Annotated in this window: 22 protein-coding genes and 1 pseudogene; 10 read left to right on the top strand and 13 right to left on the bottom strand. The window is 59.8% G+C overall.

Features of this window, described 5'->3' with window-relative positions; genetic code table 11:
• Positions 1-27: 27 nt before the first annotated feature.
• Complete coding sequence (gene ispG / locus IMCC21224_RS11665; RefSeq protein ID WP_047995500.1) at positions 28-1,158, top strand: flavodoxin-dependent (E)-4-hydroxy-3-methylbut-2-enyl-diphosphate synthase; 1,131 nt, start codon at positions 28-30, stop codon at positions 1,156-1,158.
• Positions 1,159-1,200: 42 nt separating this feature from the next.
• Here ispG and IMCC21224_RS11660 read toward each other — a convergent pair whose 3' ends face one another.
• Both IMCC21224_RS11660 and IMCC21224_RS11655 read right to left on the bottom strand, forming a co-directional pair.
• Positions 1,201-1,953, bottom strand: coding sequence for a DsbA family protein (locus tag IMCC21224_RS11660; RefSeq protein WP_047995499.1), 753 nt, complete (start codon positions 1,951-1,953; stop codon positions 1,201-1,203).
• 30 nt (positions 1,954-1,983) lie between these two features.
• Complete coding sequence (locus IMCC21224_RS11655; RefSeq protein ID WP_053078962.1) at positions 1,984-3,315, bottom strand: M48 family metalloprotease; 1,332 nt, start codon at positions 3,313-3,315, stop codon at positions 1,984-1,986.
• Between the two features lie 61 nt (positions 3,316-3,376).
• Here IMCC21224_RS11655 and IMCC21224_RS11650 point away from each other — a divergent pair, with 61 nt between their 5' ends.
• Positions 3,377-4,522, top strand: a complete 1,146-nt coding sequence (locus IMCC21224_RS11650) for a pyridoxal phosphate-dependent aminotransferase (RefSeq protein WP_047995498.1) — start codon at positions 3,377-3,379, stop codon at positions 4,520-4,522.
• Between the two features lie 50 nt (positions 4,523-4,572).
• Here IMCC21224_RS11650 and IMCC21224_RS11645 read toward each other — a convergent pair whose 3' ends face one another.
• The 4 genes from IMCC21224_RS11645 to IMCC21224_RS26520 form a co-directional block, all read right to left on the bottom strand.
• Positions 4,573-5,808, bottom strand: a complete 1,236-nt coding sequence (locus IMCC21224_RS11645; RefSeq protein WP_053078961.1) for a calcium-binding protein — start codon at positions 5,806-5,808, stop codon at positions 4,573-4,575.
• Between the two features lie 168 nt (positions 5,809-5,976).
• Positions 5,977-7,338, bottom strand: a complete 1,362-nt coding sequence (locus IMCC21224_RS28890; protein ID WP_082135186.1) for a calcium-binding protein — start codon at positions 7,336-7,338, stop codon at positions 5,977-5,979.
• A 64-nt stretch (positions 7,339-7,402) separates the two neighbouring features.
• Entirely contained in the window at positions 7,403-7,612 is a 210-nt protein-coding gene (locus IMCC21224_RS11635) for a hypothetical protein (RefSeq protein WP_047995497.1), read from the bottom strand.
• A 51-nt stretch (positions 7,613-7,663) separates the two neighbouring features.
• Complete coding sequence (locus tag IMCC21224_RS26520) at positions 7,664-8,920, bottom strand: calcium-binding protein (protein WP_053078960.1); 1,257 nt, start codon at positions 8,918-8,920, stop codon at positions 7,664-7,666.
• Positions 8,921-9,158: 238 nt separating this feature from the next.
• On the opposite strand from IMCC21224_RS26520, the gene IMCC21224_RS11625 reads away from it, so the two are divergent.
• The 3 genes from IMCC21224_RS11625 (at position 9,159) to prfB (ending at position 14,260) form a co-directional block, all read left to right on the top strand.
• Positions 9,159-10,382, top strand: coding sequence for an N-acetylmuramoyl-L-alanine amidase (locus IMCC21224_RS11625; protein WP_053078959.1), 1,224 nt, complete (start codon positions 9,159-9,161; stop codon positions 10,380-10,382).
• Between the two features lie 111 nt (positions 10,383-10,493).
• Positions 10,494-13,046, top strand: coding sequence for a penicillin-binding protein 1A (locus IMCC21224_RS11620; protein WP_047995496.1), 2,553 nt, complete (start codon positions 10,494-10,496; stop codon positions 13,044-13,046).
• Between the two features lie 86 nt (positions 13,047-13,132).
• Positions 13,133-14,260: a peptide chain release factor 2 gene (prfB, locus tag IMCC21224_RS11615; protein ID WP_047995495.1), complete on the top strand. Its 1,128-nt coding sequence runs from the start codon at positions 13,133-13,135 to the stop codon at positions 14,258-14,260.
• Positions 14,261-14,336: 76 nt separating this feature from the next.
• Here prfB and IMCC21224_RS28950 read toward each other — a convergent pair whose 3' ends face one another.
• On the bottom strand, positions 14,337-14,741 hold the full coding sequence (locus IMCC21224_RS28950) for a hypothetical protein (RefSeq protein ID WP_369796053.1): 405 nt from the start codon (positions 14,739-14,741) through the stop codon (positions 14,337-14,339).
• A 12-nt stretch (positions 14,742-14,753) separates the two neighbouring features.
• Here IMCC21224_RS28950 and IMCC21224_RS28945 point away from each other — a divergent pair, with 12 nt between their 5' ends.
• Positions 14,754-14,996: a hypothetical protein gene (locus IMCC21224_RS28945; protein ID WP_369796052.1), complete on the top strand. Its 243-nt coding sequence runs from the start codon at positions 14,754-14,756 to the stop codon at positions 14,994-14,996.
• Here IMCC21224_RS28945 and IMCC21224_RS28940 read toward each other — a convergent pair.
• Positions 14,991-15,098: pseudogene (locus tag IMCC21224_RS28940) on the bottom strand (XRE family transcriptional regulator); the annotation flags it as partial. The gene IMCC21224_RS28945 and the pseudogene IMCC21224_RS28940 sit on opposite strands and share 6 nt — an antisense overlap.
• A 287-nt stretch (positions 15,099-15,385) precedes the next feature.
• Here IMCC21224_RS28940 and IMCC21224_RS11605 point away from each other — a divergent pair.
• The gene (locus IMCC21224_RS11605) at positions 15,386-15,784 is read left to right on the top strand and encodes a hypothetical protein (protein ID WP_156178241.1); all 399 of its coding nucleotides are present in this window, start codon (positions 15,386-15,388) and stop codon (positions 15,782-15,784) included.
• A 148-nt stretch (positions 15,785-15,932) separates the two neighbouring features.
• Here the strand turns inward: IMCC21224_RS11605 and ilvN are convergent, their stop codons facing one another.
• The 4 genes from ilvN to IMCC21224_RS11585 form a co-directional block, all read right to left on the bottom strand.
• Entirely contained in the window at positions 15,933-16,493 is a 561-nt protein-coding gene (gene ilvN, locus IMCC21224_RS11600) for an acetolactate synthase small subunit (protein ID WP_047995493.1), read from the bottom strand.
• Between the two features lie 82 nt (positions 16,494-16,575).
• Positions 16,576-18,330 (bottom strand): acetolactate synthase 3 large subunit, encoded by a 1,755-nt coding sequence (locus tag IMCC21224_RS11595; RefSeq protein ID WP_047995492.1) that lies wholly within the window; start codon positions 18,328-18,330, stop codon positions 16,576-16,578.
• 379 nt (positions 18,331-18,709) lie between these two features.
• On the bottom strand, positions 18,710-19,363 hold the full coding sequence (locus IMCC21224_RS11590) for a response regulator transcription factor (protein WP_047995491.1): 654 nt from the start codon (positions 19,361-19,363) through the stop codon (positions 18,710-18,712).
• The gene (locus tag IMCC21224_RS11585) at positions 19,360-20,844 is read right to left on the bottom strand and encodes a cache domain-containing protein (RefSeq protein WP_047997062.1); all 1,485 of its coding nucleotides are present in this window, start codon (positions 20,842-20,844) and stop codon (positions 19,360-19,362) included. The genes IMCC21224_RS11590 and IMCC21224_RS11585 overlap by 4 nt, the downstream gene beginning before the upstream one ends.
• Before the next feature lie 228 nt (positions 20,845-21,072).
• On the opposite strand from IMCC21224_RS11585, the gene IMCC21224_RS11580 reads away from it, so the two are divergent.
• The 3 genes from IMCC21224_RS11580 to IMCC21224_RS11570 all read left to right on the top strand — a co-directional run bounded on the left by IMCC21224_RS11580 (position 21,073) and on the right by IMCC21224_RS11570 (position 25,575).
• Positions 21,073-22,161, top strand: a complete 1,089-nt coding sequence (locus tag IMCC21224_RS11580) for a TRAP transporter substrate-binding protein (RefSeq protein ID WP_047995490.1) — start codon at positions 21,073-21,075, stop codon at positions 22,159-22,161.
• Between the two features lie 184 nt (positions 22,162-22,345).
• Positions 22,346-23,200 carry a TRAP transporter small permease subunit gene (locus tag IMCC21224_RS11575; protein ID WP_369796044.1) on the top strand — a complete coding sequence of 285 codons (855 nt, stop codon included), beginning with the start codon at positions 22,346-22,348 and terminating at the stop codon, positions 23,198-23,200.
• A 17-nt stretch (positions 23,201-23,217) separates the two neighbouring features.
• Positions 23,218-25,575 (top strand): TRAP transporter large permease subunit, encoded by a 2,358-nt coding sequence (locus IMCC21224_RS11570; RefSeq protein WP_047995488.1) that lies wholly within the window; start codon positions 23,218-23,220, stop codon positions 25,573-25,575.
• A gap of 344 nt (positions 25,576-25,919) precedes the next feature.
• Here IMCC21224_RS11570 and IMCC21224_RS11565 read toward each other — a convergent pair whose 3' ends face one another.
• Positions 25,920-26,300, bottom strand: a complete 381-nt coding sequence (locus IMCC21224_RS11565) for a cupin domain-containing protein (RefSeq protein WP_053078957.1) — start codon at positions 26,298-26,300, stop codon at positions 25,920-25,922.
• Positions 26,301-26,349: the final 49 nt, after the last annotated feature.

Here is a 26,349-nt window from a genome sequence, read left to right as displayed (position 1 = left end):
AAGTTCTGTCCGCCGAGGGAGCCCCGCATGAGCCTCAATCACATTCGCCCGTGGCGCAACATCTACCGCCGCAAATCGCGCCAGATCATGGTGGGCAACGTGCCGGTGGGGGGCGATGCGCCGATCACCGTGCAGACGATGACCAACACGTTGACCACGGACGTTAAGGGCACGATTGACCAAATTCAGCGGTCGGCGGATGCGGGCGCGGATATCGTGCGGGTGTCGGTGCCGGACCAGGAGTCGTCCAGAGCGTTGAAAGAGATCGTGCGCGAAAGCCCGGTTCCGATCGTCGCCGACATCCATTTCCACTACAAACGCGGGATCGAGGCGGCTGAGGCGGGTGCCGCATGTCTGCGGATCAATCCGGGCAACATCGGATCACCCGAGCGGGTACGCGATGTGATTCAGGCGGCGCGGGATTATGGCTGTTCGATGCGGATCGGAGTCAACGCCGGATCGTTGGAAAAGCACTTGTTGGAAAAGTACGGCGAGCCGTGCCCCGACGCCATGGTCGAAAGCGGTCTGGAACACATCCGCATTCTTCAGGACAATGATTTTCACGAGTTCAAGATCTCGTGCAAGGCGTCAGACGTGTTCATGGCCGCCGCCGCCTATCAGAAACTGGCCGAGGCAACGGATGCGCCGATCCACCTCGGGATCACCGAGGCGGGGGGACTGACATCCGGTACGATCAAATCGGCCATCGGACTGGGCAATCTTTTGTGGATGGGGATCGGTGACACGGTTCGTGTGTCGCTGTCGGCTGATCCGGTCGAAGAGGTCAAGGTTGGCTACGAAATCCTGAAATCGCTGGGTCTGCGGCATCGTGGCGTCAACATCATCTCGTGTCCGTCCTGCGCGCGTCAGGGGTTCGACGTCATCAAGACGGTCGAAGCACTGGAACAGCGGTTGGAGCATATCAAGACGCCAATGTCGCTGAGCATCATCGGCTGCGTCGTCAACGGCCCCGGTGAGGCGCTGATGACCGATGTCGGGTTCACCGGCGGCGGCAATGGCGCGGGCATGGTCTATCTTGCGGGCAAGCAAAGCCACAAACTGGGCAATGACGCGATGATCGAACATATCGTTGAGCAGGTCGAAAAGAAGGCTGCCGAGCTTGAGGCCGCAGAGGCCGCGACGCAGGCGGCCGAATAAACGCCAAAGGGGCAGGTGCCATCCCGCCCCTTGACCCGTCGGTCAGCTGTCCGCGCGTTGATCGGTCACAATAGCCTGCATTGTGGCGAATGGAACATAGCCGCGCACCAATTCGTCCCCCATGACAAAGGTTGGCGTGCCGTTGATCTGAAGCCGCTGTGCCAGGGCACGGGTCTCATTGATTTCGCGGGCGACTTCGGGGTCATCCATCTTGGCCAGAACCGCATCCGCATCCAGACCGAGCGTGCCCGACAGGCGGCGCAGCACCGGTTCCGACATGTCTGCCGTCAGCGTGATTAGCGCATCATGCGCGGCCTTGTAGGCGTCGTTTCCTGCGATCATCCGCGTCGCAATCGCAAAGCGGGACGAGATCATCGACGCTTCGCCGAGGATCGGGAATTCCTTGACGATATAGCGGATGTTGCCATCGCTGCCGACCAGTTCGGCCACTTCGTCATGCGCCTTGCGACAATAGCCGCAGCGGTAGTCCATAAATTCGACCACGGTCACGTCGCCCTCGGGGTTTCCGCCAACCCAAGAGTAGCCGTCGCCATGCAGGGCATCGAGGTTGGTGGCAACCAGCGTGCCATCGGCTGATGCCTGCTGTTCTGCGCGCTGTGCCTCTAGCCCGTCAACCGCATCCATGATCACCTGCGGATTGTCCATCAGATAGGCGCGGACCGCGTCGTTGAACGCCGCCTTTTCCGCGTCCGACATGGCGGCGGGGTCAAAGGCCAGCGCCGGTGTGGCAAGGCAAAGCGCAAAGGCTGCGGCGGCGGTGAACTGTCTGGTCATCTTGATCTCCGGAGGGGGCGGTTAAAGGTGTCAGCGTCGTTGCGTCTGTTTCGCAGCATTTAGCACATCCTGCGCGCGTTGCCATGCGCCGGAACCGCGCGCCAGCAGCGCCTCGGCCCGTTTGGCGTGAATTTCGGCGTCGGGCAGGCGTCCCTGCAGGGCATAGCGTTCAGCGGTGACAAGCGAAGCCATGCCGTTCTGTCCGTCCTGCGCATAAGCCGTGCCAAGGTCGCGCAGAATTCGCGCATCGCGGAAATCGCGGCTACGGGCCTTTTCCAGCGTCGCCAGAGCGGCGCGCGGATTCCCTGCGGCCAGTTGCGCGCGCCCCAGCCCGCCAAGGATCAGGGCATCGCGCGGCGCAAGGGCCGCAGCCTGTTGCAGGGTCTGCACCGCTGCATCAGCGCGGCGCGATTCCAGTAGGATCTGCCCCTTGAGGTCGAGCAGGAATGGATCGCGCGGGCGCAGGGCGATAGCGCCGTCAATGGCCTTAATGGCACGGGTCGCATCGCTCTGCTTATGATAGGCTGCGGCTTTGCGGATCAGTTCGATGTCCTTGGTCGGACCTTCGTCGGCGCGGCGCAGGGTCCAGGCGGGCGCGCGGGCAAAGGCCGACAGCTTGCCTTTGATCCGGGCGAACCAGTAATTCGCGGTGCCGTCAGGGGCAGGTGGGGCGCCGGCCCCAGCGACAAAGGCCTGCATCGCGCGGAACCGGTCGCGCGACAGCGGATGCGACAGCATATAGGGGTCCTGACGACCAACCGACAGCGCCTCTTGGCCGCGAAAAATCTCCATCACCTCAACAGCGCCCTGGGGGTCGATCCCGGCGCGCAGCATGGTGCGCAGGGAACTTTGATCGGCCGATGCCTCTTCGGCGCGGGTGTGACCAAGGAATACGCCACGCGCAGAGGATGCCGTGCCAACCGCCAGTCCCGCCGCCGCCCGTCCCTGACCCGCTGCCGCTGCGGCCCCGGCAAGGACCATCCCAAGGCCCGCTGCGGTGCGCGCGGTGCGGGCATTGCCGGCGCGGCGGGTGATGTGGCCATTGGCGATATGCGCCGCCTCATGCGCCAGAACCGCCTGCAACGAGCGCGCATTGTTCAGCTTGAGGATCAGGCCCGCGTTGATAAAAATCGTCTGCGTGTCGGCGACAAAGGCGTTGAGGGTGTTGTCGTCGACCACCAGCACGCGCACCTGCTCGGGACTGAGTCCCGAGGCGCGCAGAATCGGTGCCGCCAGCTGCGCCAACCCGTATTCGATATCGGCATCGCGCAGCAATCCGATCGCGCGGGCAGGTGTCGCGGCGATCAGCAGCAATGTCAAAGCCCACGCCAGTGCGTTGACTGCTTGGACCCGGTGAAACATTGACGCGCCGCCCCATTCGTTTTCTAACCCTGCATGTGACGGGCAGTGTAGGGAACAGAGCATGCGAAACTCAAGCCGTGGGGCGGTTGATCCCTTCATTGTGATGGATGTGATGGAAGCCGCCCGCGCCGCCGAGGATGCCGGGCGCCACATCATCCACATGGAGGTGGGGCAGCCCGGCACCCCCGCGCCCGAGGCCGCGCGCGCCGCACTGGCCCGTGCGATGCAGGACGAGGCGCTGGGATATACCGTGGCTCTGGGGCTTCCGACGCTGCGGGCGCGGATCGCAACGCTGTATAATGATTGGTATAATGTCGATCTGGACCCGGCGCGTGTGGTGGTGACGCCGGGATCCTCCGGGGCATTCATCCTCGCCTTCACGGCGCTTTTTGACCAGGGGGATCGGGTGGCGCTTGGCGCTCCGGGATATCCGTCGTACCGGCAGATCCTCAAGGCGCTGGATCTGGTGCCGGTCGAGGTGCAGACAGCGACCAAAAACCGCCTGCAACCGGTGCCGTCCGATCTGGCGGGATTGGAGTACGAGGGACTGATGGTCGCCTCACCCGCCAATCCCACTGGCACGATGCTGGATCGCGATGCGCTGGCGGGGCTGATTGACGACTGTCAGGCGCGGGGGGCTGCATTTCTGTCGGACGAGATTTATCATGGGATCGAATATGAGCGCCGCGCGGTCAGCGCGTTGGAGATCAGCGATGATGTCTGCGTGATCAACTCGTTCTCGAAATACTTCAGCATGACCGGCTGGCGCGTCGGCTGGATGGTGGTGCCAGAGGCGCAGGTGCGGCAGGTCGAACGTCTGGCGCAAAACATGTTTATTTGCGCCCCCCACGCAGCGCAGGTCGCGGCGTTGGCGGCGATGGATGCCGACGACGAATTGCAGGGCAATATGGCGGTCTACCGCCGGAACCGACAGCTAATGCTTGAGGGTTTGCCGCGTGCTGGATTTGATCGGATCGCGCCGCCGGACGGGGCGTTTTATGTCTACGCGGACGTCAGCCATTTGACCGATGACAGCCGCGCCTTTGCCGCCGAGATTTTGGAGCAGGCCGGGGTAGCTGTCACGCCGGGGCTGGATTTCGATCCAGTGCGCGGCGGCGGCACTCTGCGCTTTTCTTATGCTCGTGCGACCGCGGATATCGAGGACGGTCTGGCGCGACTGGCCCGGTTCATGGCGGCACGGTCGTAGGGCCGCGTATGCGGGCAGGGGCAACGCCCGCGCCTGCCGGACATTGCGGATCAGACAAAGACAAAATCGTCAAAGCCAAGATCCGCAGCGCCCACGCCCACCACTGATATCACATGGCCGTTGTAGGTAACGGTGGCACCCGTCTCGCCATCAATCATCGCGTCGGCGATGTCCAACGCGTCGACGCGGGCCTGTTTGTTGTCGCCATCGACACCGCTCAGGCGGATGCGGTCCAGCCCGTCCTCAAAATCGGTGATCAGGTCCATTTCGCCATCGTTCAGGATGTTAAAGACAAACAGATCCACTCCGGTGCCGCCGGTCAGCGTGTCATCACCTGTGCCGCCGTTGATCGTGTCGCGCCCGTCGCCGCCGTCAATGATGTCGTTTCGCCCGCCGCCCGCCAGGAAATCAAAGCCCGCGCCGCCGATGATGGTGTCGTTACCCTCACCGCCGCCGATGGTGTCGTTGCCGTCCTCTCCGTCGACAAAATCCCTGCCCGCGCCGCCACCCAGGCTGTCGTCACCCCGCCCGCCTGTCACGATGTCATCGCCAAACGAGCCGCCCATCGTGTCGCTGCCTTCGCCTCCATCGTTGGAATCGTCGCCAGGACCGCCGTTGACAATGTCATCGCCGTTGCCGCCGGTCATGTAATCGGTGTCCAGGCCGCCGCCCATCCGGTCGTTGCCGTCGCCACCGATCATGACGTCGATGCCCGGACCGCCGCCCATTTCATCATCACCACCCATGCCGGACAGCGTGTCGTCGCCGTCCGAGCCCGAGATCCGGTCAACGCCGTCATACCCAAGGATGGAATCGTTGCCCGCACCACCAGCGAGGGTGTTGTCATCGTCGCTGCCGATCAGTGTGTCGTTACCATCCCCGCCTTCGATGGTGTCTGCGCCGCCGTTGCTGTCGATACTGTCATCGCCGCCGTAACCCAGGATATAGTCGGTGCCGGTTGAACCCAGGAAAATGTCCGCTTGGGCAAAGGCCACTGACAGCGCGCCCTGAAGCCCCTCGGGGGTGAAATAACCCGCAAAGACCGCAGCGGCGTCGGCGTTGATGTCGGTCACATCGAATTGCAGCACGTCCATGCGGCTCACCCGAAAGGTTTGCAGCGTACCTTCGATGCCAAAAGAGCTGGGATAGGTGAAACTGCCGGTGTATTCGGCGGTGTTATCGCCATCCGAGATGGCGTACCGGGTGGCTGATTTTTCCAGCTCACTGCCAAAAAATACTTCTTCGGTGAGCAGGTTGATCGGGACGTAAATTTCGACGTTTGCCATGGTGTAATATCCATCTGGTGTGGGGTGGAAGAATTGGTGCTGAACTCAATGCGTTTTCAATTTGAAAGCACGAGGCTGACGAGTCAATCCTTTCGTGGCTCAGCCCGCACAGGGGCGAAAGGATATCCCTGTGATTTCATGTGGCGCGTCGGCGCGGGTTCTGGCTGATCAGACAAAGACAAAATCACTGACGCCCAGATCGGCTGCACTGACACCAATCATGCTGATCACGTGACCGTGGTAGGACACGGTGGCACCCGCCGTACCGTCGATCATGGCGTCGGCAATATCGAGCCCGTCAAAGCGCCCCTGCCGACCCATGCCTTCGACACCGCCAAGGCGGATGCGGTCCAACCCATCTTCAAAATCGGTGACAAGGTCGGCTTCGCCAGTGTTCATGCTATTGAAAACAAACATATCCGCCCCGGTGCCGCCGGTCAGTGTGTCGTTGCCAGAGCCGCCATTGATCGTGTCGAGGCCGTTGCCACCATCCACGCTGTCATGGCGTCCGCCCCCCGCGAGGAAATCGTCGCCGTCACCGCCAAGCACTGTGTCGTTACCCTCACCGCCGCCGATGGCGTCGTCGTGACGCCCGCCATCCAGCAGGTCGCTTCCGGTGCCGCCACCCAGGCTGTCACGCCCCCAGCTGCCGTAGACGGTATCGTCGCCAAACGAAGCGCCCATGGTATCGTCGCCTTTTTCGCCGCTCATCAGGTCGTCGCCTGGCCCGCCGGCCATTACATCGTTGCCGTAGCCGCCATGGACCGAGTCGTCGCCCAGCCCACCGCCAAGCGTGTCGTTGCCAGAGTTGCCGGTCAGCACATCGTCGCCCGGGCCGCCGCCAATATTGTCATTACCGCCAAACCCCTCGACGGTGTCGTTGCCATCCGACCCGGACAGTCTGTCGTTGCCGCCGCCGCCGACGATTGAATCGTTCCCGCCTTCACCCGCGAGGATGGCGTCGCCGTCGCCTGCTGTGATGGTGTCGTCACCGTCTCCGCCGACCAGTGTGTCGAGGCCGCCGTTGCCCTCGATCAGATCGTTGCCGTCGTAGCCCAGAATATAGTCCGCGCCGACAGAGCCGGTGATGCTGTCATTCTGACCCAGTACTATGCGCATGAGATCGCCTAATGGCACCAGCAGAAAAACGATGTCATCGTCATCTTCGAAGGAGAAAAAATCAATCCCTTCGACGCCACCCTCGGCGCGGGATTCCACTTCTTCAAACAATGTCAGCGCGGGGGTATCTATGCCGGTTGCGTTGAATTGTGGTATGCCGAATGCCGTCATGGCGAATGTTTCGATGGGCCCGGAAATACCGCCATCTTCAGGATAAGTGAACGATCCACCGAATTCGGTCAGTTGCTCGGCCAGATTCCATTCGCCATCGTCAGCAATGCGATCTAGTAATCCAAGCCCCCGGTCCGTGTAAAAGAACACGATGCGCGACGCGGTACTTTCCAGAGACTCACCAAAGTACACGGTTCTGGTCAGAAAGTTCAGCGGTTGATAGATTTTTAGATCTGCCATGGTATCAATCCGTTTCAGAGGGTGTGTCAGGCCGGGCTGGCGGATGGACGCCAAGCTCAGGAGTTCATGGAATTCCAGCTTGTATCAGGAGGCGTCCGCCGCCGATGCCGGGCAGACGCGGATGATCCCCTATCTCACTGAAATCGCAGTCGTATCGCGCGACCAAAACGCCGTCAGAAATCAGGACACGGGTGGACGTCGTTTTGAGGATGGTGTCGGTTAAGATCTCAAGTGTGTTAAAATTGATCGGCTGGGCGAAATTGAAGGTGGCCATGTCATTGGCACCAACAGCACTGTGTCAGGCAGTGGGGACCGCCCTAAGAACTCAGGCAACAAAGATGAAATCCTCGGGTCCAAGATCAGCTGCGCTGATACCAAAAAGCGTGTCGAGTGAAATCACGTGACCATTATATCTGATCTCGACCGTTCCGAAAAAGGTGTCGTTCACGTCAACGATCTCAAGCGCATCAAAGCGTTCCTGTTTGTTGCTGCCTTCGATGCCGCTAAAGCGGAATCTATCATCGCCGTTGGTGAAGTCGGTGATTCTGTCGACTTCGCCGGGGGTAAACATATTAAAGACGAACAGATCCGATCCGTATTCTCCGACCATGAAATCGTCGCCCGGCCCACCGTTAATGGTGTCATTGCCATTCAGCCCATAAATATAGTCGTCGCGCCCGCCGCCAGCCAGGAAGTTGTCACCAAGACCGCCGACGATTGTGTCGTTCCCTTCGCCGCCGCCGATTGTGTCGTTGCCCGATCCGCCATAAATCTGATCCTGACCTGTCCCGCCGCCCAGATTGTCGTCGCCACCACCCGAGTCGATGGTGTCATTGCCAAACGACCCGCCGGCGGTATTGCCGCCATTGCCCAAAAAGAAAAAGTCGTTGCCCGGTCCACCGGCAAGCACATTCCGTCCGGCACCGCTGTCGATGTAATCGTCGCCCATACCGCCACCGATGGTGTCGTTGCCGTTACCGCCACTTAAACTGTCATCGCCGAGGCCACCGCCAATATTGTCGTTGCCGCCGTTGCCGAACACGGTGTCATTGCCATCGGACCCGGACATACGATCATTGCCCTCGCCGCCCACGAGCGAATCGTTGCCCGCTTCACCAGCAAGGATCGAAGGGTCGGGCTGGCTGTCGTCACCCGCGATGATGGTGTCATCACCGTCGCCGCCCAACAGCGTATCAAACCCGCCAAAGCCGCGGATCATGTCATTGCCAGCGTAACCACTGATCCAGTCCGAGCCGCTTGACGCGGTCAGCACATCGTCATTTGCCAGCGCGATTTCGAGCACGTCGCCAAGAACGCGCGCGTTGATCGCATGAAAGATGGAATGAGCGTCTGCGTTGATCTCGGTTGCATCAAACTGCAACACGCCGAAATCGGTCTGACGAAAGGTCTGCAAGGTACCAAAGACTTCACCACTGTTGTTAAAGGTGAATGCACCACCGTATTCGGCCTTCAGATTGCTGGTTTCGACGACGATGCGGCTGGGGCCGGCTTCGGTCGTCGTGCCGCTGAAAATTTCGCGGGTCAGGAAATTGATCGGTGCGAAGAATTGGACATTGGCCATGGGGCGGGCTCCGGATTTAAAAAATTGTTTGTGGAAACTGTGTGGTCTGGCGGCGCTCAGCGGACGATTTTTTCAAATTGAAAGGAATTTGACGCAGAGTCAATTTGTTTGTTCCGTGGCGTAAATCCGCGTGAAATGAAACCTCATCACCTTGGCGTGATTGCCCGTATTGCGTCCGGGGGTGCACAGCGACGCGCGGTCGGTGTAGGCTTTGGCAAAACCGGCCGGGGCAGGGGCAATGAGCAAGATTTTCAAGAGTTTGGCCGTAGCTGTGGCGCTTTGGGCGGGTGGCCACGGATTGCAGGATGTTCAGGCGCAGGAACTGGGCGGCCTCGCACGGTTCGAGGGTGGGCAGGTGCGCGACGCGAAAGCAGGCGTGACGTTTGATCTGGACCTCAGTCAGGGTGTGCCGTGGCGGGTCTATACGCTGAGCGCGCCAAACCGGCTGGTACTTGATTTCCGCGAGGTGGATTGGCAGGCCGCCGACCCAGAGGTCTTTGACCAGGCTGATGGAATCGACAGTGTTCGCATGGGCAGCTTTCGTGCCGGCTGGTCGCGGCTGGTGGCGCTGTTGAACGCGCCGATGACGTTGCGCGAGGCGGGATTGACGATTGACCCCGAGACGGCGCGCGCAGCACTGAGGGTGCAGCTGGCGCGGGCCAGCCAGGTGGAATTCGACGCGGTCGCCGGCGCGCCGCGCGATCCACGTTGGGATTTGCCACCTGCCGCCGCTGTTCGCTCGATGCCAAAGGGGGACGGACCGCTGCTGGTGGTGATCGACCCCGGTCACGGTGGCATAGATCCGGGGGCCGAGACCGAGAGCCTGTCCGAGGCTGATCTGATGCTGACCTTTGCGCGCGAATTACGCGAAGTGTTGTTACGCTCGGGTGGGTTCGAGGTGGCGCTGACCCGTGATGCGGATGTTTTTGTCTCGCTCGAAGGCCGGGTGAAGCTCGCGCATGAGCTGGGCGCGGATATCTTTGTGTCGCTGCACGCTGATGCGCTGGAGGAAGGCGCGGCGCGTGGGGCGGCGATTTACACGCTGGCCGATGAGGCGTCTGACGCGGCCTCGGCGGCGCTGGCCGAACGGCATGACCGCGACGATCTGCTCGCAGGGCTGGATCTGTCCGGATCGGATGACCGGGTAGCCAATGTGCTGATGTCGCTGGCGCGGCTGGACAACAGCCCACGGTCGCATGCGATGGCGCGGCATCTGCTTGCCGGTATCCGCAATGCGGTGGGGCGGGTGCACAAACATCCGCTGCGCCAGGCGGGGTTTTCGGTGCTCAAGGCGGCCGATATCCCGTCGGTCCTGATCGAACTCGGGTTTCTGTCGACGAGCGCGGATCTTAGAAACTTGCGTGATCCGGCCTGGCGGGCGGGCATGGCGGCGGGTATTCGCGACGGGCTTCAGGCCTGGGCGGTCGAGGATGCGGCACTGGCCCGACTGCGGCGCCAATAGGGGGCAGTGGTCGGTGGCAGGAACCGGCCATCACACGCAACGTTGTGTTTTGACGCGGGCGCGCCTGCGGTATAAGTCACCCCGTGCAACCCAGTCAGAGAGCCGTGCCGCGTGACCAGATTTATCCTGTCCTTTTTCGGAGCAATTTTCAGTGTGCTGACGCTCGGCCTGTTTATGGTGGCTGTGACCATTGGGGCGGTCTTCTGGATGTATGGCCGCGATCTGCCCAGCCACGAAAGTCTGGCACAATATACGCCCCCGACCATCAGTCGGATCTATTCGACCGAAGGCCGGATCATCGATGAATTCGCGCAGGAACGCCGCCTGTTCACTCCGGCGAACGAAATCCCGGATCTGGTCAAAGAGGCGTTCATCAGCGCCGAGGACAAGAATTTCTATTCCCATCAGGGCTATGACCTTCGCGGCATTGCGGCTGCGGCCATCGACGCCGTGCGCACGCGCGGGCGCGATGTGCGCGGTGCCTCGACCATCACCCAGCAGGTTATGAAGAACTTTCTGTTGTCGGGCGACCGGCGCGCCGAGCGTAAGATCAAGGAAATCATCCTCGCCACCCGGCTTGAGGAAACGCTGAGCAAGGACAAGATCCTTGAACTGTACCTGAACGAGATTTTTCTGGGCCAGAATTCGTATGGTGTGACGGCCGCCGCACAGACCTATTTCAATAAATCTCTGGCAGACCTGTCACCGCACGAGGCGGCGTTTCTGGCCTCGCTGCCCAAGGCGCCGTCCGATTTCCATCCGGTTCGCGCCAAGGAACGCGTGACCCAGCGCCGCGACTTTGTCCTGCGCGAGATGGAAGAGAATGGTTATATCACCCAAGCGGTCTACGAACAGGAGGTCGCAGCGCCACTGGAATCGGTTCAGAACGGCGACTTTGATCCGTTCCAGGCCAGCCTGCCACCGCGCGATTATTTCACCGACGAAATCCGCCGCCAGTTGAGCCGTGATTTCGGTGAGGGCGAATTCTTTTCCGGCGGTTTTTCGGTCCGCGCCACAATTGATCCCGAAATGCAGGTCGAGGCGGCCAAGGCGCTGCGCACCGCGCTTGAAAGCTATGACCGCAGTCTGGGCATCTGGCGTGGCACGGGCAAGACGATCCCGGTCGACCAGCTGGGGTCCGAAGCCGCCTGGCGCGAGGCGTTGGGATCGGTGTCGGTGTCACGCGATGTCGACCTCGAAAACCAATGGTATCCGGCAGTTGTCCTCGAAGTTGGTGCGAACGAGGCCCGTATCGGGATCGAAAACGTCGCCGAGGATCAGGATGGCCACTGGATTCCCGCCAAGGACGTCCAATGGGCGCGCAAGCGTTTGCCAACTGGCAAGCTGGGGCGCAAAGCGCAGGTCGCGGGTGACCTTCTGGCTGTGGGCGAGGTGGTGTTGGTCCGCCGCATGACCGCTGACAGCGACGGGTCGTTCATCCGCTGGACGTTGCGCCAGGTGCCCGCGGTGCAGGGCGGGTTCATGGCGATGGACGTCAACACTGGCCGGGTGATCGCGATGCAGGGCGGTTTCAGCTATCAGCATTCGGTGTTCAACCGTGCAACGCAGGCGAAACGTCAGCCGGGGTCCAGCTTTAAACCCTTTGTTTACGCTTCGGCACTGGACAGCGGCTATAGCCCGGCGACCATCGTGGTGGACGCCCCGATCGAGATCAACACGCCGCAGGGTGTGTGGCGTCCCAAGAACGCGTCGAACACCTTTTACGGCCCAACGCCGTTGCGCACCGGCATCGAACAGTCGCGCAACCTGATGACCATCCGCCTTGCCCAAGAGGTCGGAATGGACACCGTCGCGCGGTATGCCGAGAAATTCGGCGTGTATGATCACATGAGCCGGGTGCTGGCCAATGCACTGGGGTCCGAGGAAACGACGATTTTCAAAATGGTAGCGGCCTATGCGATGTTCGCCAATGGCGGTGAGCGGGTGGAACCCACTCTGGTTGACCGGGTGCAGGATCGTTACGGCAACACTGTCTACCGGCATGACAAACGCGACTGCGTGAATTGCGACGATCTGAACATCGCGTCAGATCGCAGTCCGCGCATCGTGTCCAACCGCGAACGTGTTATGGACCCGGTGACCGCGTATCAGCTGACCTCCATGCTCGAAGGGGTGGTCTCACGCGGGACCGCCCGCCGTACTGTCAACCTGCCGGTTCCAACCGCAGGTAAGACCGGCACCACCAACGATTCCAAGGATGTCTGGTTCGTCGGCTTTACCAGCAATATCGTCGCGGGCTGCTATATCGGCTACGATCAGCCACGCAACATGGGGCGCGGCGCATCAGGTGGCGGTATGTGCGGCCCGGTGTTTCAGCAGTTCATGCTGCAGGCGGTCAAGAAATACGGCGGTGGCAAATTCAAGGTCCCGACCTCGTGCCAGTTCATCAATATCGACCGCTTTACCGGCGCCCGTCTGGGCAATGGGGCCAGCGGTGCCAATGTGGTGTCCGAATGTTTCCGCGAAGGCGAAGAGCCGATCTTTGGCATCCAGTTCGACGGTGGCTTTGCCATGGGTGGTAATTTCGACATCATCCAGCCAGATGGCGGTACCGCGCGGCAGGTCACCACATCCTCAGGCAAAAAGGCTGTGGTCGGGCCCAAGGCCAGCTTTGGGTCCCTCAGTTCGGGTGGTCTGTACTGAGCAAAGGTCTGCAAAAAGGCTGATCTTGTCCCGGACGCGCTGGCTTGGTATCAGGCAGGCCTTAGCAGGACTGACAGGACCCCCTCATGCGCGCAGAGCTTCAGAACCATGTCGACAAGATCGAGAAATCGCTTGATCTGCTGCGTCAGCGGCTGGACTGGGACACCGCCCCGCACCGGCTCGAGGAATTCAACGCCCGGGTTGAGGATCCTAACCTGTGGAACGATCCCGAAGCGGCGCAGAAACTGATGCGTGAACGGCAGATGCTGGTCGACGCGATGGAAACCTATACCTCGATCAAGCAGGAACTGGCGGACAACCTCGAACTTATCGAAATGGGTGAGATGGAAGATGATGCCGAGGTGGTCGCCGAAGCCGAAGCGGCGCTGAAAGCACTCGAAGCGACGGCCGGTGTCAAAGAGCTTGAGGCCCTGCTGGATGGTGAGGCCGACGGCAACGACACCTTTCTTGAAATCAACGCAGGCGCCGGCGGCACCGAGAGTTGCGACTGGGCGTCGATGCTGGCACGGATGTATGTCCGCTGGGCCGAGAAAAAGGGCTACAAGGTCGAACTGCAATCAGAGAGCGCGGGCGACGAGACCGGTATCAAATCCGCAGCCTACAAGATCAGCGGCCCCAACGCCTATGGCTGGCTGAAATCGGAATCCGGTGTCCACCGGCTGGTGCGGATCTCGCCTTACGATTCAGCGGCCAAGCGCCATACCTCATTTTCGTCAATCTGGGTCTATCCGGTCGTGGATGACAATATCGAGATCGAGGTGAACCCCAACGATATCCGCATTGATACCTACCGCAGTTCGGGTGCGGGCGGGCAGCACGTGAATACCACGGATTCGGCTGTGCGGATCACCCACCATCCCACCGGCATCGTTGTCACCAGCTCTGAGAAGTCCCAGCACCAGAACCGCGATATCGCGATGAAGGCGTTGAAATCGCGGCTCTATCAGCTGGAACTGGACCGTCGCCACGCGGATATCAACGCGGCGCATGAGGCCAAGGGCGATGCAGGCTGGGGGAACCAGATCCGGTCTTACGTGTTGCAGCCCTACCAAATGGTCAAGGACCTGCGCACCCAGCATGAAACTTCGGACACCAAGGGGGTTCTTGACGGCGATCTCGACCCGTTTATGGCCGCAACTCTGGCGCTGAACGTTTCGGGTAAATCCCGCGCCGACGCCCAGCAACGCGACTGAGCGCGCCTGCCTTTTGGCGTCAGGCAGGCCCGGTGACTTTTCGTCGAACGATCAGCGCACCGGGCCCAGCTTTGATTTAGACAAAAGGTTCGTCCAGCCGCAATTGGGTGCGGTGAAACGGGATCAAGTCTTCAACTTTGCAGAATCCTGCTTGCCGGGCGGCTGGCATGACCTTTGCTAAATCGTTGCCGAGGTATTCATACACCAGCCGAGCGATCCGTCGGCCAGTGACGCTTTCACGGACTGTACGGGCGGCATAACCGACCCAGTAATTGTTCTGAAAGGACGGCACGCCCGCGAGATAGTTGAACGATGTGGTGAGCGAGTTGCGGCGGCTGACAAGAGCCGCAACACCGCCCTCTTGTGGAATCACGAAACCCCGGAACTCGCGGCTGCGGGTATCGGTCGCAAGGCCCTGCTGGCGCATTGCTTCCTTGGCCTCGTAGCCACGGATGAAGGTAAAGACATCCTTGCGAAACACATAGACCAGTCCTTGGACACAGCGATCGTCGTCCATAAAGCTGCGGCGGGTGAACCTGTAGAATCCCGAAGGAAAGATATCCTCGCTCAAAGATACCGTGCCAGCCCCGACAAAGTCACCAACGGCAGGGTGGTGCAAGAGATCCCGGCGCACGGTGTCAATTTCGTCCAGCGGTTCAAGAAGGATGCGGGCATCAACGTCAAAGAAGCGACAGATGCGGTGCAGAACGTCCGGGCGTGGAAAACTTTCGCCTGACAAGTAGCGGTTAAACTGGGTCCGGTTGATGCCGAGATTCCGACAAAGGGCAGAGATTGAGGTTGCATCGCGTGTGAGGCGACGCAGATTAGCGCCAAGCATGTTGCGCAGTTCGGCTGGACTGTGGGCAGATCCGCTATTTTGTGGGCTGAAAACCATAGGTAGAGTTCATCTTTTCTTAGTAGTCTATGAGCAGAGTGCCATCATTCAAGGGCGTTTTTACTGAATGCACAGCGATTTGACGCCAATTGGCGTCATGGCTGATGCTCTTTCGCAACGAGGCATAGTCGAAGTGACACAAAATGCAAGCAGGAGTCGCGGTAATAGCGATGTAAGCAAGAGCAGAATTCGCCCAAGGTTGGACAAAAGAGACGCAAAGGGTTTCGGAGATGTCCAATACAAGCATGTATGGGGTCGTACTGTGGACGAACACCGATGAACGCAAGGCGGTCATCTGGTGCGAAGATCATGGCAACTTGGCCTTTTATTCGCAAAACGATCTGGGTGAACACACCGATCAGAGCGTGCTGGACGGGTTGCCGCTGGATGCTGGTGACTTGATACAGTTTGATCTGCGCGAAGAGCGTGATCTGCGTTTGGCGCGCAATCCGCAACGTGTGGAGCCGTCGCATTGTCCGGGAATTGCCCGGAAGCTGATAAATCAGGCTGCCTCAATATCGCCCCGGGAAGAGTCACCCAAGCGCACACTAAGTCAGGTCGCATCGGCCAGCGTTGTGTCGCTGGCGGATTATATCGGCAAGGCGCGGGTGCAGGCCATTTTGGTCTGAGACCGGGGCAGTAAAAACCGCATGGGCGCGAGTCCCTGAAACGGTGATACGAAGTATGCACCGGAAATGACGTGGATATATCTGGATTAAGAGATGCGGCTGGTCGTCAGACGACGCAGCCGCACTGATCAGTGAGCTGTCGCGCCTATCAATGGCCGCGCGACAGGGCGGCAACGCCGGTGCGGGCGACTTCGTTCAGACCCAAGGGACGCATGAGATCGGCAAAAGCGTCGACTTTTTCCGGTGTGCCGGTGATCTGAAACACAAAGCTCTCAAGAGTGCTGTCAACCACCTGAGCACGAAAGATATCGGCAAGACGCAGCGCCTCGACCCGCTTTTCGCCTGTGCCCGAGACCTTGATCAGGGCCAGCTCCCGTTCGACCGATCCCCCTTCGACGGTGAGGTCGTGCACTTCGTGTACCGGCACGATCCGGCCAAGCTGGGCCTTGATCTGCTCAATCACTTGCGGTGTACCTGTGGTGACGATGGTGATGCGGCTGAGATGACCCAAATGATCGACCTCGGCCACGGTCAGACTGTCGATGTTGTAACCCCGTCCGGCAAAGAGGCCGATAACCCGCGCCAGTACGCCGGGCTCGTTCTCGACCAGAACGGCGAGTGTGTGGGTTTCCTGAACGTCCGAAAATGTGGGACGCAGGTTATAGGCCGAATGTTTGGACGAGCCTTTTTTGATTTGTAGGGCGGACATGTGCGGTTCCTTAAATCTGGGTACGACGCCAGGACTTTTCCAAAGTCCTGGCAAAAGTTTTCTCAAAACTTTTGGGCGTGGATCAGACCATCACCGCGCCTTTGCTGCCGATGGCATCCTTGGTCGAGGCCTGACCCAACAGCATTTTGTTATGGGGCTCGCCCGACGGAATCATCGGAAAACAATTTTCGTGTTTTTCCACCAGGCAGTCAAAGATCACCGGGCCGTCGTGGTTCAGCATTTCCATGATGGCATCATCCAGGTCGGCCGGATCCTGACACCGGATACCTTTGGCGCCAAATGCCTCAGCCAGTTTTACAAAATCCGGCAGGCTTTCGGACCATGAATGCGAGTAGCGTTCGCCGTGCAGCAGTTCCTGCCACTGACGCACCATGCCCAGCCGTTCGTTGTTCAGGATAAGCTGCTTGACCGGCAGGCGGAACTGCATGGCCGTGCCCATTTCCTGCATGTTCATCAGCCATGACGCCTCACCAGCGACGTTGATCACCAGCGCGTCAGGATGCGCCACCTGCACGCCGATAGACGCCGGAAAGCCGTAGCCCATGGTTCCCAGTCCACCAGAGGTCATCCAGCGGTTGGGATCCTCAAACCCAAGGTATTGGGCCGCCCACATCTGATGCTGTCCAACTTCGGTGGTGATATAGCGATCCCGGCCCTTGGTCAGCGCCTCAAGCCGCGACAGGGCATGCTGCGGTTTGATGGTTTTGGGATCAGGCGTGTATTTCAGGCAATCAACCTTGCGCCAGTCATCGATCCGCGCCCACCATTTGCGCAGGCCTTCGGTGTTGACCTTGCGGCCACGGGATTTCCAGACCTTGAGGATATCCTCAAGCACATGCCCGACATCGCCGATGATTGGCATATCGACGCGAATGACCTTGTTGATTGACGACGGATCAATGTCGACATGTGCCTTGCGGGACTTTGGCGAGAACGCGTCGAGTCGTCCGGTGATCCGGTCATCAAACCGCGCGCCGATGTTGATCATCAGATCACAGCCATGCATCGCCAGATTGGCCTCGTAGAGCCCGTGCATCCCCAGCATTCCCAGCCAGTTCTTACCCGACGCCGGATAGGCGCCGAGGCCCATCAGGGTCGAAGTGATCGGGATGCCCGTCGCCTCGACCAGCTCGCGCAGAAGCTGGCTGGCGCCAGGGCCAGAATTGATCACGCCGCCGCCGGTGTAAAACACCGGACGTTCTGCGCTTTCGATCGCTTCGACCAGTTCGATGATCGTTTCCATGTCGCCCTTGACCTGCGGCTGATAATGGCCGGTGGGGGCCTTTTGTTTGGGCTGATAGTCGGCGCTGGCAAACTGCACATCCTTGGGGATGTCGATCAGCACCGGGCCTGGACGACCGGACATGGCAACATGAAAGGCCTGATGGATGGTCGAGGCGAGTTTGGCCGTGTCTTTGACCAGCCAGTTATGTTTGGTGCAGGGGCGGGTGATGCCGACGGTATCGGCCTCCTGAAAGGCATCAGAGCCGATCATAAAGGTCGGAACCTGCCCGGTCAGCACAACAATCGGGATCGAATCCATCAGCGCGTCCGTCAGCCCGGTCACGGCATTGGTCGCGCCGGGGCCAGAGGTCACAAGGACGACACCCGGTTTGCCGGTGGCACGGGCGTACCCTTCGGCGGCATGCACCGCAGCCTGTTCGTGACGGACCAGGAAGTGGCGGATATCGTTTTGCTGAAAGATCGCATCGTAAATCGGTAGCACGGCGCCGCCGGGATATCCGAATACTGTGTCCACTCCCTGATCTTTCAGGGCTTGGATCACTATTTGCGCTCCGGTCATCTGACGTGTCATCGCGTGTCTCCGTTTACGACGTCTATTGGTTGTGTCCCTTGGGACCCTGTGGATCCGTCCGGCATGTTTTGCGCACAAAAAAGCCCCCGTGGGGTTCGGGGGCGCATGGGGTACCTTGTGGGTGTCCGTTACCGGCCCATGCGCATCTTTCCTACAATTACGACTAGCGGTGTCACTGTCGGGCACTCCATTGATTGCGAGGGCGACAATATTGCGAGTGGCGGGGGACGTCAACCGCCCAAGGGCAAAAAAAATTGCCGACGACGGCTGTTTTCTTTGCATTTCTTGCGTGAGAATGGGGTTTATCTGACATTTCCGTAAAGTTAACCCGCCCGGATTGAGGGATTCGTTGGTTTGCAACGCCGCAGCGGGTGCGATTTCAGCTGTTCATGCCAGTGCCCTGCAGCACACCATGTTCCAGCGCGTACCGAGTGAGGCCTGCGGTGGTGCTGATGCCCAGCTTGCGTTTTAGGTTCTTGCGATGCGTCTCAACCGTGCGCACCGAGATGTCGAGTTTCAGCGCCACCTCTTTGTTGGACTTGCCCTGTGCCAGCAGCAGCAGGATCGTCTGTTCGCGGTTGGTCAGCGCCTCGCGGCTGTTATCCTGCGGCATCAGCGCGCCGGTCGCGCCGGTACACAGGTAGTGGTCGCCGGACATGACAACGTCGATGGCGCGCCTGATTTCGTCCGTCGGCACGTCCTTGAGCACATAGCCCCGCGCGCCGTGGCTGAGCGCGGTCGAGATATATTCGGGGCTGTCATGCATCGACAGGATCAGAACGCGGGTTTGCGGGCGGCGTTCCAGGATGATTTCGGTCGCCGACAATCCGCCAAGTCCGGGCATGTTCAGATCCATTAGGATCACGTCCGGCGATAGGGCGAACAACTGATCGATGATCTGCTGGCCGTCCGACAGCGTGGCGATCACGTCGATATCGTCATAGCTGTCGAGGATCGCCTCAATCCCTTCGGCGACCATGGGGTGGTCATCGACCACGACAACGCGGATCGGGGCAGGGGTGATGACGGTCATGCGCGGGTTCTCCTGTTTTGGGGCAGGCTGTCGGTCGTTGCGCCGTCACCGCCGGTATTTCCCGCCCCGGCGCCGTCTCCTGGGGGCAGCAGATGTGACAGCGGCACCTGTGCCTCGATCACCGTGCCGGTTCGACTGGACAAGACCCGCAAGATGCCGCCCAGCTGATCCATGCGTTCCTGCATATTGCGCAGCCCGATGCCATCGCGGGACTGGGGTGGGCGGTCCCGGTCGTCGCGGGGCTGCTCAAGGCCGATGCCATTGTCTGAAACCCGCAATGTGGCCCCCTGTGTGTGGCCGCGCAGGTCTATCTGCACCTGAGTGGCAGCAGCATGACGTTCCACATTGGTCAGCGCCTCCTGCGCGACGCGATATAGCGCGATCTTGGCATCCTGATCTAGCCGGTTGCGAAAGACAACGGTCTCGAACTCGGTCTCGATGCCGGTGCGGGTGCAGAAATCTTCGGCCAGCGCCTTGATCGCGGGACCAAGACCCAGATCATCCAGAACGCCGGGCCGCAGGTCGCGTGAAATGCGCCGCACTTCCTGAATGGCCCCCGCAAGGTGGATGATCCCCTTTTCCAGCGTCTCACCCACGCGGTCGTCGCCGTTGGCCAGACGTCGACGGGTGATATCCAGCGCATATTTCACCCCGACGAGGATCTGACTGATGCCATCGTGCAGCTCGCGGGCGACGCGACCGCGTTCCTCTTCTTGTGCGTCAAACACCCGCTGCGTCAGTTCCTTAAGCTTGGCATCCGCCAGTCTGCGTTCGCGGATATTGAGGGCAAGCCCGGTCAGGAACACGATCATTAACGCCACCAGAGTGATCCCACCGATATAGACAAAGGTGCGACGAACGCGGGTTTCGACTTCGGCGCGGGTGGCCGCGACCGAGGCAACCACATCGTCGATGTAGACCCCGGTGCCGACTGCCCATCGCCATGACGGAAACGAGGTTACGTAGGTGATCATCCGCGCCTCTTCCCCGGTCGAGGGCTTGGGCCAGAGATATTCCAGATAGCCGGCGCCAGAGCGGGCGATGCGGATCATCTCATCCACAATGGGAGTGCCTTCGCTGTCGCTAAGGCCCGACCAGTTTTGGTTGATCATCTCGGTCTGGCGTGGCGACACTAGGTTGGTGCCGTCGTAGTCGTAGACAAAAAAGAACCCCTCTTCGCCATAGATCATTGCCGCAAGGATCTGCATCACCTGATCCTTGGCCGCCTGATCGTCGGGGGGCGCCGAGCCGTAAATAAAGTAGAACCCGTTGCGCGCCTGGGTGACGTAATTGCGCAGCTCGGCTTTCTTTGCCTCAAGCAACTGGGTTTCAAGACTGCGGATTTCGCGGTCGGCCAGCGCACGAGACTGTCCCGCGACAAGCAGCGCAATCACAGCGGCCACAATGATCAACGGAACCGAGGCCAGAAGAAAGATCTTCTGGCCATAGTTGAAATCGAGACGGGCGAAACCGGCGCGCATGATCCGTGTTAGCGTGCCCAGCGGGGCAAGGCATAGCCAAAAATGCAAGGATCGGTCGCTGAAGCAGAACAAAATCATGGGAACTGTCCGGGGGTTAGCGCGAAATGTGCCCCTTCTCCGTATCTCTGGGTATTTTGCTGTCATTTTGGCGGGGCTACCGTCGGCAGACTTAACGATCTGCGCGAGGCGGAAAAATGCCCAGGCGCAGCCACAAACGGGAGGAACTCTATGGATCGTCGTTCATTTCTGAAAACGTCCGCGCTGGGTGGATCGGCGGCTGCGGCCTCGACTCTGGCGGCACCGGCTTACGCACAGGGCAAACGGACCCTTACCATGGTCACGTCCTGGCCACGCGGTTTTGCCGTGCTGGACGATGCGGCCAGCTATCTGGTCGACTATGTTGGCAAGCTGTCGGATGGCGAACTGACCATCGACAAAAAAGCGCCGGGTGAGCTGGTTGGCGCGCTCGAAGTGTTCGACGCTGTGTCGTCGGGGCAGGCGGATATGTACCACGCGGCGGATTACTATTTCGTCGGGCAGCACCCGGCCTATGCCTATTTCACCGCGGTACCATTCGGCGGCACCGCACAGGAAGTCACCAACTGGTATCACCATGGTGGTGGTCAGGAACTGCATGACGAGCTGGGCGAGATCTTTAACCTCAAGGGTATGATCGCCGGTAATTCCGGATCGCAATCCGGTGGCTGGTTCCGCAAGGAAATCAACTCGGCTTCGGATTTCAACGGTCTCAAGTTCCGTATGCCTGGTCTGGGTGGCGAAGTGCTGGGCAAGCTGGGCGCATCGGTCCAGAACATCCCAGGTGGTGAGCTGTATCAGGCGTTGTCCTCGGGCGCGCTGGACGGTCTTGAATGGGTTGGTCCGATGGCCGACGAACGCGCTGGTTTCCAGGAAGTGGCCAAAATCTATTATACCGCCGGTTTCCACGAGCCGGGATCGGCACTCGCGGCGTCGATCAACCTTGACGTGTGGAATGACCTGAGCCAGCATCACAAGGACATCATGAACATCGCCTGCCAGGCGGTGACGCATTACCAACTGTCCGAAACACTGGCGAGCAACGGCGCCGCTCTGGCGCGTTTGCAAGCGCAGGGCGTCAAGACGCTGCAGTTCCCGGATGATGTTTGGGACGCCTTTGGTGCCGCGTCGAAAGAGGTCCTCGACGCTTATATGGACGACGAGCTTTTTGCGCGAATCCGCAATTCGTTTGACGAGTCGATGGCTTCTTCAGCCGCCTGGATCAACAAATCCGACGGCTATTATGTCGAGCAGCGGGTGCGCGTGCTGGGCGGAGCCTGAATTTTAACGGCGAACACCAACGGGGCTTCTGGTGACAGAGGCCCCGTTGTGGCGACATTCGCAGGAAAAAGTCCGGGCAAACCGGGGCACGGGGGGGGAGATGGACGAACACGAGGTGGTCGGGCTGGGACAAGCGATCAGCGCCATCGGCATTGGAGCCGTCTGGGTGCTGCAAAACATCGTGATGGCGTTCTACAATTTCGGTTATGCGGTGACACATCCCGCGTTGTGGCTGGACTGGTCGGACAAGCAGGCGGTGATGCGATTTGTCTATTACGGCGGCTCGACCGAGTTTTTCTTTGTCTGTTTTACCGGGTTTCTGGTTCTGACGGCGGTGGGCCTGTGGTCCAACCGGTTCATGTGGGGCTGTGTGCGCGCACTCGAAGGGTTGGCCAACGTGCTGGGCCGCACCTTTGCCTGGGCGGGCCTGCTGATGGTGCTGCAACAGGTGGTCATCGTCTTCATGCAGCGGATCTTTACCCGGCCCGACATCTCGATCGGGTTCGGTATTCCGTTGCAGTTCGATATCAGCTGGTGGGCCGAAGAGCTCAAGTTTTACAACGCGTTGGTCGTGGCCCTGTGCCTGACTTACACGTTCGTTCAGGGCGGTCATGTGCGCGTCGATCTGGTGTATTCGGCGGTCAGCTACCGCGCGAAACGGGTGATCGACATGCTGGGCAGTCTGTTCTTTATGATGCCGATGGCGGTGCTGATCTGGCTGTACGGATGGTTCTTTATGTGGCGGCATCTGATCGTGCCAAACCCGTCAGCGTCCGACACGCTGGATCGATTGCTGAACAAATCCCGCGCCCTGCGCTGGAATGTTGAAACCATCGGCTTTAGCCCGAATGGCTTCACCGCCTATTTCCTATTCAAGATCCTGCTCGTTGCCTTTTGCGGGTTGATCTTTCTACAGGCCATAGCGTTCTTTTACCGCTCGTTCCTGGAGTGGACAGAAGGCGAGGATTCAGAAGGCAAATATCTAGATAGAGACGTGCTCGAAGCTGGTGAAGAAGCTTACGACCACGCGGAATTCTGAGGGGCGGGGGATACCACATGCTATTCGGACTTGATGGCGTCGAGATCGGGCTGATCATCGTATTCGCCACGCTTTTTGCGTCAATCCTCTCGGGCTTTCCGGTGGCCTTTGCCATCGGTGGTGCCGGGGTCATTTCCTTCGGGATCATCGCGGCGCTGGACAGCGCCGGTTTGTTGATTCACCAGGCCATTGACACCGGATCCGGCGCGTATGACGCGTTGGTGGCCAGCGGGGTCAATGCGGATTCCATATCGATCTTTCGCAACCCGGACCTGCCGCGCGCCGGCATTTCGGTCTTTCCCCAAGGGTGGGAGACTGCACTGGATCGCAATGTGTCCTTTATCGTCAACCGCATTAACGAACGCGTTCTGGCGGGGCAGAGCATCGAGACGCTTCTGGCGGTGCTGATGTTCGTGTTGATGGGGATTGTGCTGGAACGCTCCAAGATCGCCAACGACCTGCTGACCACGATGGCGCGGGTGTTTGGTCCGCTGCCCGGTGGTCTGGCGGTATCGATTGTGGTTGTGGGCGCGTTCCTTGCCGCGTCGACCGGCATTGTGGGCGCAACTGTGGTGACGATGGGCCTGCTAGCGCTGCCCACCATGCTGCGCAACAATTACTCGCCGGAACTGGCGACCGGAGTGATCGCGGCATCGGGTACGTTGGGGCAGATTATCCCGCCGTCGATCGTGATCGTCCTTTTGGGCACGCTTGCGGGGGATCTTTATTCTGCCGCACAGGACGCGCGGGCACAGCTTGCCGGGTGCACCGATGCGCTAACCTATCTGGGTGAGCCTGCGGTCGTGTCGGTCGGTACGCTGTTTCAGGCGGCGCTGCTGCCGGGGATCCTGCTGGCGATGCTCTATGCGCTCTATGCCTTTGGCTACGCCATGCTCAACCCACACAAGGCACCTGCGGTCGCGATGGGCGCCGCCAATGGTGAGATCATTACCAAAGGCGAAGGCTTTACCTGGTTCCTTGGTGTGCCAATTGCGATCATCGCCGGGACTCTGCTGCTGGCCGAGGTTGGTCTGGTGGGCAGCCAATCCACCACGGTCGACAGCTTTTCCGACATCGGTGAGGCGGCAAGTCTGCGCACAAATGTTGGCGCGGATTGTCAGGCGTCGATGATTGAACTGCATGGGCAGTCGGCATGGGATACAGCACTTGAGGAACAGGCGGCGATTGACGCGTCGGGCGGCGCGGTCGAAAGCCATCGACTGAGTGCAGAAGAGGTTACGCAGGCGCGGGCGGAAAAGGTGGCGAATGCGGCCCCGATTGGCACCGGCGTGGCGATCCTGCTGATCCTGATGGCAGTGCCGCTTGCCTTTGCCCGTGGGGTGTCACCTTCGTCTGCGCCAATGCCGCTGATCGTGGGCGCGATTGGTATTCTGGGTGTGATGCTGGTGGATGTGCTGTTTGTAGGGCCGCTGACCTCGTCCGGGGTTGTGGTGCTGCTGGTGGCGATACCGGCGGGTATCGCGCTCTGGGGCTGTCGCGAGGCGGCGATCCGCATGTCACAAAACGAACTAATCCGGGTGGTGTTTCCGCCGCTGGTGCTGATCGTTGCGGTGCTGGGGTCGATCCTGGGCGGCATCACCAACCCGACGCCTGCTGCGGCACTCGGGGCGGCGGGCGCGATCATGCTGGCGGCGTACCGCAAGCTGAAAGAGCAGGATCGTTCCCCCAAGATCATCCTTTATTCGACCTTTGCGGTGATGGTGATGATCCTGGTCGGCGTGAATTTTGATATGCGCATCAACCTTGCCGAAGGTGCCAGTGTCGAGACGTGGATCGCGTTCACAGTGGCTTATGCAGCGTATCTCTATGCCGGGTTCGGGCTGCTCTTTGCCTGTTGGGTGCTGTTCAAGTCCGGCGTGCTGACACCGGCAGTGCGCGAGACGGCCAAAGTTACCAGCATGGTGTTCACCATCCTGATCGCGTCACAGCTGCTGAACCTGGTGGTGATTTCGTTCGGCGGCGAACATTACATTCAGGATTTCCTCAAGAGCTTTGATTCCGAGGTCAAAGTCTTTCTGATCGTGATGCTGGTGCTGTTCTTTCTGGGCTTTGTTCTGGATTTTCTCGAGATCATCTACATCGTGGTGCCCATTGTGGGTCCGGTGATCTATGGTGGGTCGTTTGATCCAAAATGGGTGACGATCATGATCGCGGTGAACCTGCAGACGTCGTTCCTGACGCCGCCATTTGGGTTTGCGCTATTTTATCTACGCGGAGTCGCGCCAAAAGAGGTGACAACCGGACATATCTATCGCGGCGTGATCCCGTTCGTTTTGATCCAGGTGCTGGGTCTCGCAATCCTGTGGTTCTTCCCCGGCATTGTAACGATTGTGCCGGATCTGATCCCGAACTGATCCCAAACGGGCCAATTGCCGTGTTGCCCGGTTCTGCGGTCGGCCATGCCGGGGCGGACGTTCCTTGTTTGAAGCAGAGAGATTCACAAAAAATTTAGGATTTGCCTCATTCCTGCCGTAAAGGAAAAATACCTATGGTTGTACTAAGTTTTGAAAGATCACCTTTAAGATCGTTGGCGACATCGGACAACCCCAGGGGGCTGGGGCGTTCGGTTTTGTCACACCACTGACCCGGTCGACGTTACCGCCTGCTGGTGGGCGGAGCCGGACAACAGAAAGCGGGCCGCGCTGGGTGGGGGCGGCCCGCTTTTTTGTCTGCCGTTTTGCGTGGCAAGGTGGCGCGATCAGGCCTCTGCTGAATCGGCCTCTTTCTTGGTGGCGTATTTTTCGCCCGGTTCATGCTCTGGCGGGCTGTAAGTTGTATAGAGTTTCAGTGGCCCAGACCCGGTATTGCGGAAATTGTGATATGTGCCAGAGGGGACAATGCTCAGATCGCCCTCACCAAAATCGTATTCGGTCTCGCCGATTTTGGCCCGGCCTGTTCCCTCGACAAACCACAAAAGTTGATCATGCCCTTTGTGAACTTCGCCGCCGATTTCGCCGCCCTGGGGAATTGCCATGAGGACAAGTTGCGCCTGATCGCCGGTCCAGATCACGTCGCGGAATTTATCGTTTTCGCGCGCAAGACGGGTGACGGGCAGAGTGAGTTTTGTGTTCTCGGACATTTGTGCCTCCTGAATTTGCATTGCCATAAGAACGCCCGAAGCGCGCGAC

It is taken from the genome of Puniceibacterium sp. IMCC21224 (assembly GCF_001038505.1).
In the GTDB taxonomy this organism is placed as follows: domain Bacteria; phylum Pseudomonadota; class Alphaproteobacteria; order Rhodobacterales; family Rhodobacteraceae; genus Puniceibacterium.
This window is presented reverse-complemented; position numbering and strand designations above follow the sequence as displayed.

What these genes read in the sequence shown, in the direction of transcription:
- IMCC21224_RS11625 (WP_053078959.1), top strand. Translation starts at nt 9,159, where the DNA reads ATGAGCAAGATTTTCAAGAGTTTGGCCGTAGCTGTGGCGCTTTGGGCG.
- IMCC21224_RS11565 (WP_053078957.1), bottom strand. Translation starts at nt 26,300, where the DNA reads ATGTCCGAGAACACAAAACTCACTCTGCCCGTCACCCGTCTTGCGCGC.
- IMCC21224_RS11570 (WP_047995488.1), top strand. Translation starts at nt 23,218, where the DNA reads ATGCTATTCGGACTTGATGGCGTCGAGATCGGGCTGATCATCGTATTC.
- IMCC21224_RS11655 (WP_053078962.1), bottom strand. Translation starts at nt 3,315, where the DNA reads ATGTTTCACCGGGTCCAAGCAGTCAACGCACTGGCGTGGGCTTTGACA.
- IMCC21224_RS11650 (WP_047995498.1), top strand. Translation starts at nt 3,377, where the DNA reads ATGCGAAACTCAAGCCGTGGGGCGGTTGATCCCTTCATTGTGATGGAT.
- ispG (WP_047995500.1), top strand. Translation starts at nt 28, where the DNA reads ATGAGCCTCAATCACATTCGCCCGTGGCGCAACATCTACCGCCGCAAA.
- ilvN (WP_047995493.1), bottom strand. Translation starts at nt 16,493, where the DNA reads ATGTCCGCCCTACAAATCAAAAAAGGCTCGTCCAAACATTCGGCCTAT.
- IMCC21224_RS11635 (WP_047995497.1), bottom strand. Translation starts at nt 7,612, where the DNA reads ATGGCCACCTTCAATTTCGCCCAGCCGATCAATTTTAACACACTTGAG.
- prfB (WP_047995495.1), top strand. Translation starts at nt 13,133, where the DNA reads ATGCGCGCAGAGCTTCAGAACCATGTCGACAAGATCGAGAAATCGCTT.
- IMCC21224_RS11590 (WP_047995491.1), bottom strand. Translation starts at nt 19,363, where the DNA reads ATGACCGTCATCACCCCTGCCCCGATCCGCGTTGTCGTGGTCGATGAC.
- IMCC21224_RS28890 (WP_082135186.1), bottom strand. Translation starts at nt 7,338, where the DNA reads ATGGCAGATCTAAAAATCTATCAACCGCTGAACTTTCTGACCAGAACC.
- IMCC21224_RS11595 (WP_047995492.1), bottom strand. Translation starts at nt 18,330, where the DNA reads ATGACACGTCAGATGACCGGAGCGCAAATAGTGATCCAAGCCCTGAAA.
- IMCC21224_RS11580 (WP_047995490.1), top strand. Translation starts at nt 21,073, where the DNA reads ATGGATCGTCGTTCATTTCTGAAAACGTCCGCGCTGGGTGGATCGGCG.
- IMCC21224_RS26520 (WP_053078960.1), bottom strand. Translation starts at nt 8,920, where the DNA reads ATGGCCAATGTCCAATTCTTCGCACCGATCAATTTCCTGACCCGCGAA.
- IMCC21224_RS11585 (WP_047997062.1), bottom strand. Translation starts at nt 20,844, where the DNA reads ATGCGCGCCGGTTTCGCCCGTCTCGATTTCAACTATGGCCAGAAGATC.
- IMCC21224_RS11660 (WP_047995499.1), bottom strand. Translation starts at nt 1,953, where the DNA reads ATGACCAGACAGTTCACCGCCGCCGCAGCCTTTGCGCTTTGCCTTGCC.
- IMCC21224_RS11575 (WP_369796044.1), top strand. Translation starts at nt 22,346, where the DNA reads ATGGCGTTCTACAATTTCGGTTATGCGGTGACACATCCCGCGTTGTGG.
- IMCC21224_RS11605 (WP_156178241.1), top strand. Translation starts at nt 15,386, where the DNA reads ATGTCCAATACAAGCATGTATGGGGTCGTACTGTGGACGAACACCGAT.
- IMCC21224_RS11645 (WP_053078961.1), bottom strand. Translation starts at nt 5,808, where the DNA reads ATGGCAAACGTCGAAATTTACGTCCCGATCAACCTGCTCACCGAAGAA.